At 60.9% G+C, this 14680-nt stretch carries 15 protein-coding genes (1 of these 15 running past the window's edge); 4 read left to right on the forward strand and 11 right to left on the reverse strand.

Annotation, left to right across the window (positions count from 1 at the left end):
* The first annotated feature begins 130 nt into the window (after nucleotides 1-130).
* A complete protein-coding gene (locus AFIDRAFT_RS02450) occupies nucleotides 131-1576 on the forward strand; it encodes a homospermidine synthase (RefSeq protein ID WP_009337446.1) in 1446 nt (481 codons plus the stop codon).
* A gap of 54 nt (nucleotides 1577-1630) precedes the next feature.
* Here AFIDRAFT_RS02450 and AFIDRAFT_RS02455 read toward each other — a convergent pair whose 3' ends face one another.
* The 7 genes from AFIDRAFT_RS02455 to AFIDRAFT_RS02490 form a co-directional block, all read right to left on the reverse strand.
* The gene (locus tag AFIDRAFT_RS02455; protein WP_009337448.1) at nucleotides 1631-1957 is read right to left on the reverse strand and encodes a hypothetical protein; all 327 of its coding nucleotides are present in this window, start codon (nucleotides 1955-1957) and stop codon (nucleotides 1631-1633) included.
* Between the two features lie 75 nt (nucleotides 1958-2032).
* Nucleotides 2033-3055: a WD40 repeat domain-containing protein gene (locus tag AFIDRAFT_RS02460; RefSeq protein ID WP_009337451.1), complete on the reverse strand. Its 1023-nt coding sequence runs from the start codon at nucleotides 3053-3055 to the stop codon at nucleotides 2033-2035.
* Nucleotides 3056-3065: 10 nt separating this feature from the next.
* Nucleotides 3066-4163 carry a CobW family GTP-binding protein gene (locus AFIDRAFT_RS02465; protein ID WP_009337453.1) on the reverse strand — a complete coding sequence of 366 codons (1098 nt, stop codon included), beginning with the start codon at nucleotides 4161-4163 and terminating at the stop codon, nucleotides 3066-3068.
* A gap of 124 nt (nucleotides 4164-4287) precedes the next feature.
* Nucleotides 4288-5154, reverse strand: coding sequence for a metal ABC transporter permease (locus AFIDRAFT_RS02470; protein ID WP_009337455.1), 867 nt, complete (start codon nucleotides 5152-5154; stop codon nucleotides 4288-4290).
* Nucleotides 5154-5909 (reverse strand): metal ABC transporter ATP-binding protein, encoded by a 756-nt coding sequence (locus AFIDRAFT_RS02475; RefSeq protein ID WP_009337457.1) that lies wholly within the window; start codon nucleotides 5907-5909, stop codon nucleotides 5154-5156. The genes AFIDRAFT_RS02470 and AFIDRAFT_RS02475 overlap by 1 nt, the downstream gene beginning before the upstream one ends.
* A gap of 363 nt (nucleotides 5910-6272) precedes the next feature.
* On the reverse strand, nucleotides 6273-6647 hold the full coding sequence (gene crcB, locus AFIDRAFT_RS02485; RefSeq protein WP_009337461.1) for a fluoride efflux transporter CrcB: 375 nt from the start codon (nucleotides 6645-6647) through the stop codon (nucleotides 6273-6275).
* Between the two features lie 121 nt (nucleotides 6648-6768).
* On the reverse strand, nucleotides 6769-7368 hold the full coding sequence (locus AFIDRAFT_RS02490) for a superoxide dismutase (protein ID WP_009337462.1): 600 nt from the start codon (nucleotides 7366-7368) through the stop codon (nucleotides 6769-6771).
* Between the two features lie 279 nt (nucleotides 7369-7647).
* Here AFIDRAFT_RS02490 and AFIDRAFT_RS02495 point away from each other — a divergent pair, with 279 nt between their 5' ends.
* Together AFIDRAFT_RS02495 and AFIDRAFT_RS02500 are read left to right on the forward strand one after the other, a co-directional pair.
* Nucleotides 7648-8328, forward strand: coding sequence for a substrate-binding domain-containing protein (locus AFIDRAFT_RS02495; protein ID WP_009337464.1), 681 nt, complete (start codon nucleotides 7648-7650; stop codon nucleotides 8326-8328).
* A 31-nt stretch (nucleotides 8329-8359) separates the two neighbouring features.
* Nucleotides 8360-8785, forward strand: coding sequence for an HIT domain-containing protein (locus tag AFIDRAFT_RS02500; RefSeq protein ID WP_040297979.1), 426 nt, complete (start codon nucleotides 8360-8362; stop codon nucleotides 8783-8785).
* Nucleotides 8786-8857: 72 nt separating this feature from the next.
* Here the strand turns inward: AFIDRAFT_RS02500 and AFIDRAFT_RS02505 are convergent, their stop codons facing one another.
* From AFIDRAFT_RS02505 to AFIDRAFT_RS02520, 4 genes are all read right to left on the reverse strand, one after another.
* Entirely contained in the window at nucleotides 8858-9556 is a 699-nt protein-coding gene (locus AFIDRAFT_RS02505; RefSeq protein WP_009337469.1) for an ABC transporter ATP-binding protein, read from the reverse strand.
* Nucleotides 9553-11421 (reverse strand): branched-chain amino acid ABC transporter ATP-binding protein/permease, encoded by a 1869-nt coding sequence (locus AFIDRAFT_RS02510; RefSeq protein ID WP_009337471.1) that lies wholly within the window; start codon nucleotides 11419-11421, stop codon nucleotides 9553-9555. The genes AFIDRAFT_RS02505 and AFIDRAFT_RS02510 overlap by 4 nt, the downstream gene beginning before the upstream one ends.
* A 13-nt stretch (nucleotides 11422-11434) precedes the next feature.
* Nucleotides 11435-12310, reverse strand: coding sequence for a branched-chain amino acid ABC transporter permease (locus AFIDRAFT_RS02515; protein WP_009337474.1), 876 nt, complete (start codon nucleotides 12308-12310; stop codon nucleotides 11435-11437).
* Between the two features lie 156 nt (nucleotides 12311-12466).
* Nucleotides 12467-13819 carry a substrate-binding protein gene (locus tag AFIDRAFT_RS02520; protein ID WP_009337476.1) on the reverse strand — a complete coding sequence of 451 codons (1353 nt, stop codon included), beginning with the start codon at nucleotides 13817-13819 and terminating at the stop codon, nucleotides 12467-12469.
* Nucleotides 13820-14299: 480 nt separating this feature from the next.
* Between AFIDRAFT_RS02520 and AFIDRAFT_RS02525 the strand changes: the two genes are divergently transcribed.
* Nucleotides 14300-14680: the 5' portion of an HdeD family acid-resistance protein gene (locus tag AFIDRAFT_RS02525; RefSeq protein WP_009337478.1), read on the forward strand. Its footprint extends 183 nt past the window's final position; 381 of the gene's 564 nt are visible here — the first part of the coding sequence; it begins with the start codon at nucleotides 14300-14302; its stop codon lies beyond the right edge, outside the window.

Below are 14680 nucleotides of genomic sequence, written 5' to 3' on the forward strand. Positions count from 1 at the left end.
TTCAGGCGCGCCATTACGTCACAAAAGCCGTTTCAGACCTTGATTTCATCGGCGTTTTGTCGTTTTGAGAGGCTCTCGCTGGCGCGCCTTTGCCGCCGCTTGTTTCCCCCGACAATCTGGAGATTCAATGATGTCGTCCAATGCTTCGTCCGTGCATGCACGCATCACAGGTCCCATCGTCATGGTCGGCTTCGGGTCGATCGGCAAGGGATTGCTGCCGCTGATCGAACGGCATTTCGATTACGACAAGTCGCGCATCACGGTGATCGATCCCAAGGATGAAGGCCGCAAGGCCCATTGCGAGAAGCACAATGTGCGCTTCATCCAGCAGGGCCTGACCAAGGACAATTATCGCGACTTGCTGACCCCGCTGCTCACCGAAGGCAACGGACAAGGCTTCTGCGTCAACGTCTCGGTCGACACCGGCTCCGCCGACATCATGGAACTCTGCAACGAGCTCGGCGCGCTTTACATCGACACAGTCAATGAACCTTGGCTCGGCTTCTATTTCGATGCGTCGAAGGGCCCGGAAGCGCGCTCCAACTACGCGCTGCGCGAGAACACGCTGGCTTTCAAGAAGGCTCGGCCCGCAGGCTCGACGACGGCCGTCTCCTGCTGCGGCGCCAACCCCGGCATGGTCTCGTTCTTCGTCAAGCAGGCCCTGATGAATGTCGCCGCCGACCTCAAGCTCAATGCGCCGAAGCCGAAGAGCCGGACCGAATGGGCGGACCTGATGCGTCAGGCCGGCATCAAGGGCATCCACATCGCAGAGCGCGACACCCAGCGCTCGAAGAAGCCGAAAGAACCGGACGTGTTCGTCAACACCTGGTCGGTGGAAGGCTTCATCTCGGAGGGCGTGCAGCCGTCCGAACTGGGCTGGGGCACCCACGAAAAGTGGATGCCCGAAAACGCACACACCCACCAAGCCGGATGCGGCGCTGCGATCTATCTGATGCAGCCCGGCGCCAACACGCGCGTACGCACCTGGTGCCCGACGCGCGGCGCGCAATACGGCTTCCTCGTCACCCACAACGAATCCATTTCGATCTCCGACTATTTCACGGTGTTCGACGCATCGGGTACAGCCATCTATCGGCCGACCTGCCATTATGCCTATCACCCAGCGGATGATGCGGTGCTCTCGCTGCACGAAATGTTCGGCCGCGCCGCCAGGGCGCAGGAGAAGCATCATATCCTCGATGAAAACGAGATCGTCGACGGCATCGATGAACTCGGCGTTCTGCTCTACGGCCACGACAACAATGCCTACTGGTACGGCTCGCAGCTCTCCATCGAAGAGACAAGAAAGCTCGCGCCCTATCAGAACGCCACCGGCCTGCAGGTCACGTCGGCGCTGGTCGCGGGCATGGTGTGGGCGCTGGAAAACCCGAACGAAGGCATCGTCGAAACCGACGAGATGGATTTCGATCGTCTGCTGGAAATCCAGATGCCATATCTTGGGCCGGTGAAGGGCTACTACACCGACTGGACGCCGCTGAAGGATCGTCCGGGCCTTTTCCCCGAGGACATCGACACCAGCGATCCGTGGCAATTCCGGAACGTCCTAGTGCGCTGATCGCGACCGACACAAAAAGAGCCGGCTTCACGCCGGCTCTTTTTTATTCAAAAGCTATTTCTTCACCGGCTCGCCCATCTTCTCGGCGGGCGCGGGAGGAAGCGCGGGCGTTGCGCCTCGTTTCTGCGCATCCGCGTCAGGACGCGCGGGCTCAGGCGGCGGAGTCGTGGGCCGCGCGCCTCCGGGCTTCGATTCCGCAGGTCCATCGGACTTGCCCGCGGGCACCTGTGGGGTTTCGGAATTCGGCGCCGTCGCCTGCGCAATCTCTTTGCGTCCGGACAATTGCGACCATGACAATCCAACCACCGTCAGCCCCATCGCCACCATGACAGCGGCAAGCACAAGGTCGAGCCTGAACGGATTTTTCTGCTGCGAATCCATGACCGCTTCCTTTCACGCGAAGGACAACGGTTACATCGCAGCTAAGGTTCCTCCATACGGGAACCGTAAACAGGGCTAAAGCGGCAGGAGTCCGGCGTCGCCGTCTTCCGTCGCGAAGGCGAGCAGCGAGCCTTTGGCATTCCATGCGAGCGCCGACACCGGCCCGCCGCCGTTGCGGCGAACCAGAATCTCCGCGCCGTCCTGAATGCGCACCATTAGAATGGTGCCGTCGCTGTAGCCGGCCGCGAGAATATCGTGCTTTGGATGGCAGGCCACCGCCGTGACCTTCGCCTGCAATGGCGCCAGCATCGCCGGCTCCTTGCCCATCGGCCCATCCTTGCTGCCGAACGGCCACAGGATCACGGTGTCCGCGCCCGAGGTGGCGAGGAGTTTTCCGCCCACACTCCACGACATCGACCGCACGCGGCCGGGATAGCCGGTCATGCGCATGTGCTTGGCATCGGCGAGCCGCCAGCCGTGCAACGCGGGCTCATGCATCGCGGTGACGAGAAAGCGGTTATCCGCGCTGAACATGACGCCGAGATGCGAGCCCTTCCATTCCAGCACTTCCGGGGTTGCCGCCATGTTCGGAAACCACAGCGTCACGCCGTTGTAATGGGCGATCGCCAGACGCAAGCCTTTCGGCGCAAACGCAAGGCCGCCGACGGTCGATGGCGCGTCAAAAGACTTTTCCGCATCCTTGGTTTTGACGAATGCAGTCTTGCCCGCCGACCACGCAACCGTACCGTCCGCATGGACCGCCACGCTATCGATCCAGCGATGGCGGGCATCCGCTGCAAGCGTTTCGATTTTGCCCTTGGCATCAACCGACACGACCTTGCCGTCGTCACCGCCGGTGATGAGGCGCTTGCCGTCAGACGTCGCGCACAGAATACCGCCGCCATGGACGCCCAGTTGCGTGGATTCGCCCTCGTTATCGGCGAGAACCACGGTCTCCTCGCCATTCACGAACGCCGCCACGTCGCCAAGGAAATGCACGGCAGTGGCGGGCGCTTGCAGCTCGATCTTGCGAACGCTCTTGGTGACAGAAGCGACTGCGGCGTCGGAAGGTTCGAAAGACTCAAAACTCGACATCATGCAACCGTCGTCACGCGATCGTCTTCGCGAAGCCTTCGCGGATCCGCTCCTCGGGCAATTCGCGGCCGATGAAAACCACGCGGCTTTCGCGCTTCTCGTCCGGCTTCCATTTCCGCTGGTGATCGCCTTCGAGCATCATGTGCACGCCCTGGAACACGTAGCGGTCATCATCGCCCGCGAACGCCAGGATGCCCTTGGAACGCAAAATCTTCGCGCCGTCATTGGCGACAAGCTCTTGCAGCCACGGCATGAACTTCATCGGATCGAGCGGCTTGTCGGAGCGTAGCGACAAAGATTGCATGTCCTCGTCGTGATAGTGCTTCATGCCATGGCCATGATGGTGGCCGTGGTCATGGTGATGATGGCCGTGATGGTCATGATCGTCGCCATGTTCGCCGCAACCGCAATCCGGCCCATGCTCATGGTCGTGATGATGGTGATGGTCATGCTCGTCTTCCTCGAGGAAGGCGGGCTCCAGCTCCAGAATACGGTCGAGATCGAACGCGCCGCGCCCGAGCACGTCCGTCAGCTTCACCGCGCAACGCTGGGTCTTATGCAGCGTGGCGTACGGATTGATCGCGCGGATGCGACCCTCGACCTCGGCGAGTTCATCCTTGTTCACCAGATCGGTCTTGTTGAGCACGATGACGTCTGCGAAGGCGATCTGGTTCTTGGCTTCCGGGGCATCCTTCAGCCGCTCACTGAGCCACTTGGCATCCGCCACCGTCACCACTGCGTCGAGCGCGGTCTTCTGGCTCACTTCTTCGTCGACGAAGAACGTCTGCGCCACAGGTGCCGGATCGGCAAGGCCTGTCGTCTCGAGGATGATCGCGTCGAACTTGCCCTTGCGCTTCATCAGCCCGTCGATGATGCGAACGAGATCGCCGCGCACCGTGCAGCAGACGCAGCCATTGTTCATCTCGAACACTTCTTCGTCGGCGCCGACGATGAGATCGTTGTCGATGCCGATCTCGCCGAATTCGTTGACGATCACGGCATATTTCTGGCCGTGGTTCTCCGACAGGATGCGGTTGAGCAGCGTGGTCTTGCCTGCGCCGAGATAGCCGGTGAGGACGGTGACGGGGATTTTGGAAGCAGCGTCAGACATGGAAACTCCGGGGGACATGCGCCTGAAGCCGGTATTTCCTGGCCTTCCAGCGCGTCGATGAGAGCCTTTATATTGTGCCGAGGGCCCACAATGTAAGTGGTTATTGGGCTGATTTCGGGGCGATTCAGGCCTCCAGATGCCGCCCCGGAGCGAACCGGCGCACAAGCCCGCCTGCAGGCCCGATAATCATCGAGAGGAAGTAGATCGCACCAGCGGCCAGCACGACGGACGGCCCTGCGGGCGCATCGGCAGCAGCCGCCAGCACAAGTCCGAGATAACCGGAGACAATGGCGCTGGTGATGGCCACGAGGATGATGCGTGAAATGTCGCGCGACCAGAACTTCGCGATTCCCGCCGGAAGGATCATCATGCCGACCGCAAGCAAGGTGCCGAGCGCGTTATAGGCACTGACGAGATTCACCACGACAAAAGCCATGAAAACGAGGTGAGCCAGCGCGCCAGCGCGTCCGGCAACGCGGATGAACAGCGGATCGACGCATTCCATAACGAGCGGCCGGTAGATCACGGCGAGGGCGCACAGCGTCAGCGTGGTGTTGAACGCGATGAGATAGAGCGCGCCTGCGTCGATTGTCTGGATATCGCCGAACAGGATCTCGATGAGTTCATGGCTCGACCCGTGCGATGCAACGAGGATGACGCCGAGCGCGAGCGAGACGAGATAGAACACCGCAAGCGAGGCATCCTCCTTCATCTCCGTCACGCGTGTCATCAACCCCGAAAGCACGGCAACGACCAGACCGGCGATCAACCCGCCGATCGTCATCATGATCCGATTCATCCCCGACAGCAGGAACGCGACCGCCACGCCCGGCAGGATGGCGTGCGACATCGCATCGCCCATCAGGCTCATCCGCCGCAACATCAGAAACACGCCGATCGGGGCGCTGCCGAACGACAGCACGACGATCGCGACCAGCGCGCGGCGCATGGTTCCATCGGTGAAAGGTGCCGCGAAAATATCGAGCATCATCAGGCGGCCTGCGATGTGTGCGGGTCCGCGCAGGGCGCAGCCGTGTCGTCGAATGCCTCGCACATCTGCCGCGCGCGCGAGAGGTGTTCGGCCGTCAGCACGTCATGCGTGGCACCCCACGCCACCGGCGTGCGCGCCAGCAGCAGCGTTTCGGGAAAATTCGCCCGCACCTCGGCAAAGTCGTGCAGCGCCGCCAGCACGGTGCGCCGCTCGCTGTGCCATTCCCGCACGAGCATCATGAGATCGGCGGCTGTTCCGGCGTCGATGGCGTTGAACGGCTCGTCGAGCAAAATCAGCTGTGCATTTTGCAGAATGACACGCGCGAACAACATCCGCTGCATCTGTCCACCCGACAGCGTCCCGATAGGCCGGCGTTCGAATCCGCTCAGGCCGACGGTCGTGATCGCCGCCTCGATGGACTTGCCGTCGGCTGCCTTGAAGCCGCCGAACGCACCCTTGCGCCGCCATAATCCCAGACCGACGAAATCAAACACCGAAATCGGAAAATCCCGGTCGATGTCGGCGCTCTGCGGCAAATAGGCGATGTGGCGCGGATCGAGCCCGCCAAGATCGATGCCGCCGGACAACGGCTTGAGAAGGCCGGCGATGCCGCGAAACAGCGTCGATTTGCCCGCACCATTCGGACCCACCACCGCCAGCAGCGCGCCCTCCTCGACCGTGCCATTGAGATGGTGGACGGCAGGGTGGCGCTCGTAGCCAAGCGTCAGGTCGCGAAAGGTGATCCGGGCGGTCACAGAGGCCTCATGGCGACAATAACGAAGATCCAGAGCGCCGCCACCAGCAGGAGCGACCCGCCCAGCCGGGCGGCCAGCCCCATGCGTAGGAGCGACCACGGCACGGCCTGCGCCGGATGGGGCGTGGAGGGCGCATGGTGATGCCCTGCGGCCGCCTGGGGCGCTCTCAGGGGCGTTCCGGCATGGTCATGGCCACACGTATGGCCGTGGGCCGGACCATGAATGGAGCCTTGAACTGAACCTTCAACTGAGCCTTGGGCCATGGAAATTGCCTCATATCCGGCAGCACCGCTGGCCAGTTAAAACGTTATATTATAACATATTTTCGAATAGCAAGGGCCACCGCCCGGCCCCGGCCCCACGTCAAGAAAAATGACGCACGAGAGCAAGTCCCGCCACGAGGCCCGCGAGGCCCAGCAGGACCGATCCCACGACATAGGACAAGGCCGCCAGCCCGGCACCGCGCTCGTACAGCGTCACCGCATCGAGCGAGAACGATGAAAACGTGGTGTAGCCGCCGAGGATGCCGACCATCACGAACAGCCGCCAGGGCTGCGCCGCCTGCCCCTTGAAGGCGAGGTAGCCCGCGATCAACCCCATCACCAGCGAGCCTGTGACGTTGATGAGGAAGGTGCCAAAGGGAAAGCCCGTGCCGAACAGCCGGGCGCAGAGCTGATTGACAGCGTGGCGCAGCGACGCACCGAGCCCGCCGCCAATGAAAACCAGCAGGTAGTTCATCCGAGCCTCATATCCGTCTCAACCGGCTGCCTCCGGCCTCGGCAGGACCACAGCCGCACAAAAATGAAGGGGCGGCACATGGCCGCCCCTTGCTTATTGAATTTGAGGTTTCCCGCAACCTTCACGAGGCCTTCGAGAGCAACTCTTCCACGTATTCCCAGTTCACAAGGTTCTCGATGAACGCCTTGAGGTAATCGGGACGGCGGTTGCGATAGTCGATGTAGTAGGAGTGCTCCCATACGTCGACGCCGAGGATCGGGCTTCCGCCATGAACCAGCGGGTTTTCGCCGTTCGGCGTCTTGGTGACTTCGAGCTTGCCATTCTTCACCGAGAGCCAGGCCCAGCCGGAGCCGAACTGGCCCGCGCCGGCGGCTGCGAAATCGGCCTTGAACTTCTCGAAGCCGCCGAGATCCTCGTCGATCTTCTTGGCGAGCTTGCCCGGCAGCTTGGTGCCGCCACCCTTGGGCTTCATCATTTTCCAGAAAAGGGTGTGGTTGTAATGCTGCGCGGCATTGTTGAACAAGCCAGCGTTCTTGCCGAACGAACCCTTGACGATCTCTTCGAGCGACTTGCCCTCGAATTCGGTGCCCTTGAGCAGGTTGTTGCCGTTGGTGACGTAGGCCTGATGATGCTTGTCGTGGTGATACTCGAGCGTCTCCTTGGACATGTAAGGCTGGAGCGCGTCATGAGCATACGGCAGGTCCGGAAGGGTAAAGGTCATAGGATACATCCACGATCGTGAGAGAGAGTACGAAACTTAACGGCGCGGACTATAGAAGGTTTCCTCTCCGGAACATAGAACCTTCGGGCGCGGGGATGCTCCGCCCACGGGGCATGACGCCGCGCGCAAATCATGCGATAGCCTTGTTTCGACAGCTTCTTTTCGCCGTGCTGACGGGCCCCTGGGGACGACGAAACGCTCATGAAACGTGTCTTGGTTGCACTCGCCGTTTGTATTTCCCAGTTTCCGCTGGCTGCAAATGCCACGGACATCCTCCTCATGAGCGGAGGCGCTCCGAAGGACGTGCTGATCACGCTCATCCCGCAGTTTGAAAAAGCGACCGGCCATCGCGTGATCACACAGCATGTCCTGATTTCCGCATTGCGGCAAAAAATTCTGGCCGGGGAAAGTGCCGACGTTCTGCTGATGCCGACCTCGGCTCTCGACAATCTCGCGACGATGCACAAAATCCGACCAGAGGATCGTGCCGCGTACGGAATTCTCAAACTTGTCGCAATCGTCAAAAACGGCGCGCCTCGCCCGAACATCTCAAGCGTCGATGCCTTTCGCCGCGCCCTGGTGGACGCCCCCTCGGTCGTCTATTCGACGCCGGCTTCGACCCCGAGCGGCGCGCACATGGCCAGCATGGTCTCCGAGCTCGGGATCTCCGACATCGTCGAGCGCAAGGTGACCTATCGCCCAGCGCTGGAAGGCGGCGTCAGCATGGTGGCCGACGGCCGCGTCGCCATCGGAATCTATCCGGCGAGCGAAGTCGTCCATGTCGACGGTGTGACTTCGCTCGGTCCCCTGCCCGAGCCGCTGCAACTCACTCTGGTTTACGGCGGCGCGGTGGCAGCCACGAGCAAGGCTCCTGGACCGGCGCGGGAATTGATCCGCTTTCTCGCAGCTCCCGAGAACCGCGCCGTCTGGCGGCATGAGGGATTCGAAATTCCGCACTAACCTTTCAATGGTCAATCCGGGGGATATCCAGATGGCAACTTACGACGATCAAAACATCTTCGCGAAAATCCTGCGCGGCGAACTGCCCTGCCTGAAAGTGTACGAGAACGATCGCACGTTCGCTTTCCTCGACATCATGCCGCGCTCTCCGGGCCACACGCTCGTGATCCCGCGCGCGGGTGCGCGCAACCTCCTGGACATCCGCGAGGAGGATTTCATGGAGGTCGCCCGCACCACCCGCACCATCGCGCGCGCCGCGATGAAGGCGTTTGCCGCCGACGGCATCATCATCCAGCAATTCAGCGAACCCGCGAGCGGTCAGGTCGTATTCCACCTGCACATGCACATCATGCCGGTGAAGGAAGGGGTTGCGCTGCTGCCGCCGCAAACCCGCAAGGAAGACCCCAAGGTGCTGGAAGACCACGCGGCAAAGCTGATCGCGGCGCTGAAAGCATAAGCGCCCCTTAAGGCGGACAAATAAAAAGCGGAGCGGCCGAGCCGCCCCGCTTTTTATGTTCGAGATTCCGGCTTACACGCCGAGGTAGCGCTGCAGCACTTCCGGCTGTTTCTTGATCTCCAACGCCGGTCCCTCGTGGACGATGTGGCCGTTGTTGATGATGTAGACGCGCTGCGCCAGCGCCAGCGTCGCGGCGAGGTTCTGCTCCACCAGCACGATGGTCTGCCCTGCGGCCGCAAGGTTGCGGCAGGCGTTGACAAGATCGCGCACGATCACCGGCGCGAGGCCCTCGAACGGCTCGTCGAGCAGGATGATCTCCGGATCGCGCACCAATGCGCGCGCGATCGCCAGCATCTGCTGCTCGCCGCCCGACAGATCGGTGCCGCGGTTGCCGCGCCGTTCCTTCAATCGCGGGAACATCTCGTAGATACGATCGAGCGGCCAGCGCTTCGGCGCGGTGATGCCCGCGAGGATGATGTTTTCCTCGACATTGAGGCTGCCGAAAATGCGGCGATCCTCGTGCACCAACTGCATGCCGGCCTGGGCGATGACGTGGCTCTTCTTGCCGGCCACATCATGGCCGTTGAACATGATATTGCCCGAGCGCGGCGTCACCACGCCCATCAGGCTTTTCAGCGTCGTGCTCTTGCCCGCGCCATTGCGGCCGAGCAGCGCCACGACCTCGTTGCGGTTCACATTCAGCGACACGTCGAACAGGATGTGCGAGTCGCCGTAAAACGAATTCAGACCTTTGACCTCGAGCAGGCTCATTCGAGAACTCCCCCGAGATAGGCTTCTTGAACTTTCGGATTGTTCTTGATCTCGTCCGGCGTGCCTTCAACCAGCACACGACCCTCCTGCAAAACCGTGACCTTCTGAGCCAGCTCGAACAAGGCATCCATATCGTGATCGATCACGATCATGGTTCGGCCCTTGGCGATCGACTTCAGAAGTTTGACCGTCTCCACGCGCTCGCGCGGGCTCATGCCTGCGAGCGGCTCGTCGAGCAGCAGCAGGCTCGGCGAATTGGCCAGCGCGAGGCCGATCTCAAGGCGCCGCTTTTCACCATAGGCAAGTTCCGACACCGGCACATCCGCGCGGTCGGTGAGGTTCACCATGGCCATCACGTGATCCACCTGCTCATCCAATCCCTTCACACTGCTGATCCGTTTGAAAAGATCCAGACGGAACTTGCCGCGCAGATCGCCCAGCACGGCGATGATCAGATTCTCGCGAACGGTAAGGCGCGTGAACAACTGGTTGACCTGATAGCTCTTGGTCAGGCCAAGCTGGCAGACGTCGGTCACGGTCTTGCCGGTGATGTCGTGACCTTCGAACACGATGCTGCCGGAGGTCGGCGTCACTTCGCAGGTCAGCATCTTGAAGAAAGTCGACTTGCCGGCGCCGTTGGGGCCGATGATGCCGCGCAACTCGCCGTGGTTCACCGTAAAGTTGATGTCACTGTTGGCAACCAGACCGCCATAGCGCTTGGTGAGGCCCGTCGCCTGCAGGATCGGCCCCTGATAGCCATCAAGGGCGCGATCGCGCGGTGGCATCGGCGGCGCAACCGGCTCACGCGCGATTTCGGCCTCCGCGATCTCCTGCTCCTGTTCGGCCGTCATACCGGGAACAGGCGCATCCTCTTTCGGCTCCGACGCAGAACGGCGCGCGAAGATCAGATTGTAGAGATCATAGATGCCGCCGATGAGGCCGCGGCGGAGGAAACAGACCAGCAACACGAAGATGACGCCCAGCACCAGCTTCCATGCCGCACCAAGACCGAGCGCCGCCTGCAGGAAGTCCTGCAGGAACAGCCACACCGTCGCGCCGAGCAGCGGGCCGAACAGCGTGCCGGTGCCGCCGATCGCGGTCATCATCACGAGTTGCGCCGACGTGTCGAACATGAAGGCATCCGGCGGCATGAATGCCTGCATGACGCCAAGCAGACCGCCCGCGAAGCCGGCATAAGCCGCCGCGACCACGAAGGCCGTGAGCTTGTAGCCGTGGACATTGTGACCGACCGCAGCCGCGCGCAGCGGATTATCGCGAATCGCCCGCAGCACCGCGCCAACTGGCGAACGCACGATCCGTAGGCCCAGCACGATGCCGATGAAGAACCAGAACGCCAGGAAGCCATACAGCGACCAGCCGGTCGTGAAATGCATATGGATGAAGCCGAGATCGAGGCTGGGGCTCGGCACGCCCGGCAAGCCGTTCTCGCCGCCGGTCCAGTCCGACAGCGGATTGAACTCGACGAAGAAGAACACTTCCGCGATCGCCACCGTAATCATGGCGAAGTAGATGCCGGTGCTGCGCAGCGCGACGAGGCCGACAAGATAGCCAACCGCCGCGGCGGCAACCATGCCGATGAACAAAGCCGTTATCACATGGGGGAAGCCGGCGATGGTCAGAAGATAGGCCGCGACGAAGCCGCCGGTGCCGTAAAGCGCCGACTGGCCGAACGACAGGAGGCCGGTGAATCCGAACAGGATATCGAAGCCGATTCCGAACAGGCCCCACACCAGAATGCGGTTGACGGTGTTCGGCGCGAATCCGAGGTGCGGCAGAATGAAGGGAGCGATGATCAGGCCGATGGCCGTCAGCGTCTCGATCAGAAAGGGGCGTTGCTTGATCATGAATAAACCGTTCCTATGCCCGGCTTTGCGAGCCAAACAGCCCGTGCGGGCGTAGCACCAGCACGAGCGTCATTGCCGCGAACAGCATGACGTAGGCGTAGCCTGGATTGATCATTGAAGTGATGCTGATGATCTCGCCTGCGATCAGGCCGCCGAGAATGGCGCCCGGGAACGAGCCGACACCACCGATCACGATGACGACGAAGGTCTGCACCAGGATCGCTTCGCCCATGTCGGGGGTCAGCGACACCACGGGAGCGTTGACGATGCCCGCGAAACCGGCTGCCATCGCGCCGATGCCGAACACGATCATGAAAACGCGAAAAACGTTGATGCCGAGCGTGGACACCATCATCGAGTCTTCGATGCCGGCGCGGACGATCATGCCGAGGCGCGTGCGGTACAGCACGAGATACAGAGCAAGAAGCGCGACCGTCACGATGCCCACGAGGGCAAGACGATAGGTCGGATAGTACATGAAGCCGAGCGAGGTGATGCCGCTGAAAATCTTCGGCGCAGGCACCGTCAGCGACAGGCTGCCGAAGAAGAAGCGCACGATTTCAACGATGCAGATGCCGATACCGAACGTCACCAGCAACTGATCCTCGTCGGGACGCCCGTAAAAATACCGGATGATGACTCTTTCCATCACCACGCCGGCGAGCATGACGAACAGCGAACCAGCAAGAACCGCGATGATGAAGGAGCCCGTATAGGTGAAGGCCACGTATCCGGCATAGCCGCCCAGCATGAACATCGCACCATGCGCGAGGTTCAGAACGCCGAGGGTACCATAGATGATCGTCAGACCCGATGAGATCAGCGCCAGCAGCGCACCGAGCACGAGCCCGTTGAACAGCTGTGAAACGAAATTTGCCCAATTGATCACTTGTTTCCAGCCCGCGAAAAATTTCTTTTTTTCAACCGCTGAGCTTTCGTCCTGCGACCCGGCATCAGCGCCTGTTGAGTTATGAACCGAGACCGTTAAAGCCGGCACCTGACACGACGTCGCATCAGGTGCCGGCGTTCAACGAGACTTACGCGATCAGGTGTAATCGCCGAGGTTGCAGCCGAACGCGTCCGGCTTCTGCATCAGCCCTTCACCGGGGACGATTTCGACAACATCCCAGTAGTCTTCCTTGTTCTTCATGTCCGCGGACTTCTTGCCGCGCACGATGATGACCGGACGAATGCACTGGTGGTCTTCCTTGCGGTAGTAGACCTCACCCACGAGCGAAGGAATCTTCTCTTCCTTCTCGTAGGTCTTGATGATGTCCGGCGGATAGAAGCTCTTGGCTTCTTCGGCCATGCGAGCCCAATGAACGAAGCTGATGTAGGCATTTTCCGCGCCCCACTCGGGCTGGTAGCCATACTTCTTGCTGAAGGCTTCGTTGAACATTTTGGCAAGCGGATACTTGTCTTCGATCGTCCACCAGTAGTCGGTCGCCGCATAGACGCCGGCGAGCAGATTGCCGCCGACTTCGGGAGCGAGGAACGGAATCTGGTACGGCACGGCGAGCTTCATCTTGTCGAAGATGCCGAACTGCTTGGCCTGCTGGGTGGAGAGAACCGCGTCGTGACCCCAGTTGACGTTGATCAGTACGTCCGCGCCGGAGTTGGCGACGTTCAGCAGATAGGACGAGTAGTCAGGCGCGCCGAGCGGCGAAACCTGGTTGGTCACGGTGGTCCAGCCGGCCGTTGCGAGGTAGTCCTGCATCGACTTGGTGACGGTGTGGCCGTAGGTGTAGTCCGGCGTCATGTACGCCGCCTTCTTGTTCTTGCCGAACACCTTCACGAGCTGAGGACCGATCGCCGCAGCGGCGGTCTGGCCGAAGAAGTTCTGGCGGAAGCCGTAGCGGACGCAGTCCTTGCCGGTGGTGTCGTTGGAGCCGGAAATGCCGGCGAGGTACATCACCTTTTCGCGCTGGGCGAGCTTGTTCAGCGCAACCGCCACCGCCGACGAGGTCGAGCCGGTCATCAGCACAACCTTGTTCTCGGTGATGAAGCGCTGCTCCGCCTGCACCGCGATGTTCGGCTTGGCGCCGCTGTCGGCCACGACGAGCTTCACTTCCTTGCCGAGAATGCCCTTGCTGGTCTTCGGCGAGATTTTCTTGACGAGGTCGTGACCCTGGTTGATGTGCTCGACCGCGAGCTCCCAACCCTTGAGTTCGTCTTCGCCCTGCACGGCGTAGGTGCCGGTGCGCGGCACTGCGGCGCCGAAGGTGATGGTGCTGCCGGACGAGCCTGCCGGATAGGTGCCGATCGCCGGATGATCTGCTGCGAAGGCTGGCATCGACAATCCGCCGGACAGCGCAGCGCCGCCGATCAGACCCGCACTGCCCTGCAACAATGCACGGCGCGACAACCCAGAATAGAGAATTTCATTGATCTTCGTCATCAGTAACCTCCCAAAACATTGTTGCGGCTTATGATGAGCTGGCGAAAGCAGATGAAATTCCGCAGCTCTCGTTTATATTTATGCCGGTTCCTTTGAATTCCTTTCATCCCAATTCTGTCAATGTCACTTTGGTCGAACGGTCCTGTGCCGGGCGCCGTTAAGGATATGCGCGTATCTGCATGCACTTCGAGAAAGCAGCATAAAAAGCCAACTTCAGAGAATTTTCTGTAACTTGAATGCAAACCGTGCACCTCATGCTTATCCGTAAGGATGATGCGCTCCGGTGCCGCATTCCCCCCTGTTTTTAGTCGTGTTGCGACCGTTCAGAAGATTATTCTCTTCCTGACAAGGCGATTATCTTCCCGATCGAAGCGGCAATTTTCGCGGCCGATGCCTCACCAGCGTCCCGCGAAAGCGAGTCCGATATTGTTCCGCCGCAGGCAAGCGGTAACATGGCGTCTCTCACCTGGGAGACAGACCATGAGCATTTCAGACGGATCACATCACAGTCTTGGCAGCGCTCTGCATTCCCTTCGCGCAAAGTGGGGATGGGTTCTTGCACTCGGTATCGTTTACGTCATTGCCGGCGTCATCGCGCTCGGCAATGAACTTTTCAGCACCTTCGTCTCGGTCGCCATTATCGGCGCCGTGATGTTCGTGTCGGGAATTTTCGAAATCTTCAGCGCCTTCCAGATGAAAACCTGGGGCAGTTTCTTCCTGTGGATTGCCTTGGGCGCTCTTTATGCCGTGGCCGGCATATTCGTATGGATCAATCCACTCCTTGCGGCTGGCGCATTCACGCTCCTGATCGGCATCGCCCTGATTGCGTCAGGTCTGGTGCGCATATTCCTGGCCTTTCGG

The organism is Afipia sp. 1NLS2, assembly GCF_000178995.1.
Lineage (GTDB): Bacteria > Pseudomonadota > Alphaproteobacteria > Rhizobiales > Xanthobacteraceae > Afipia.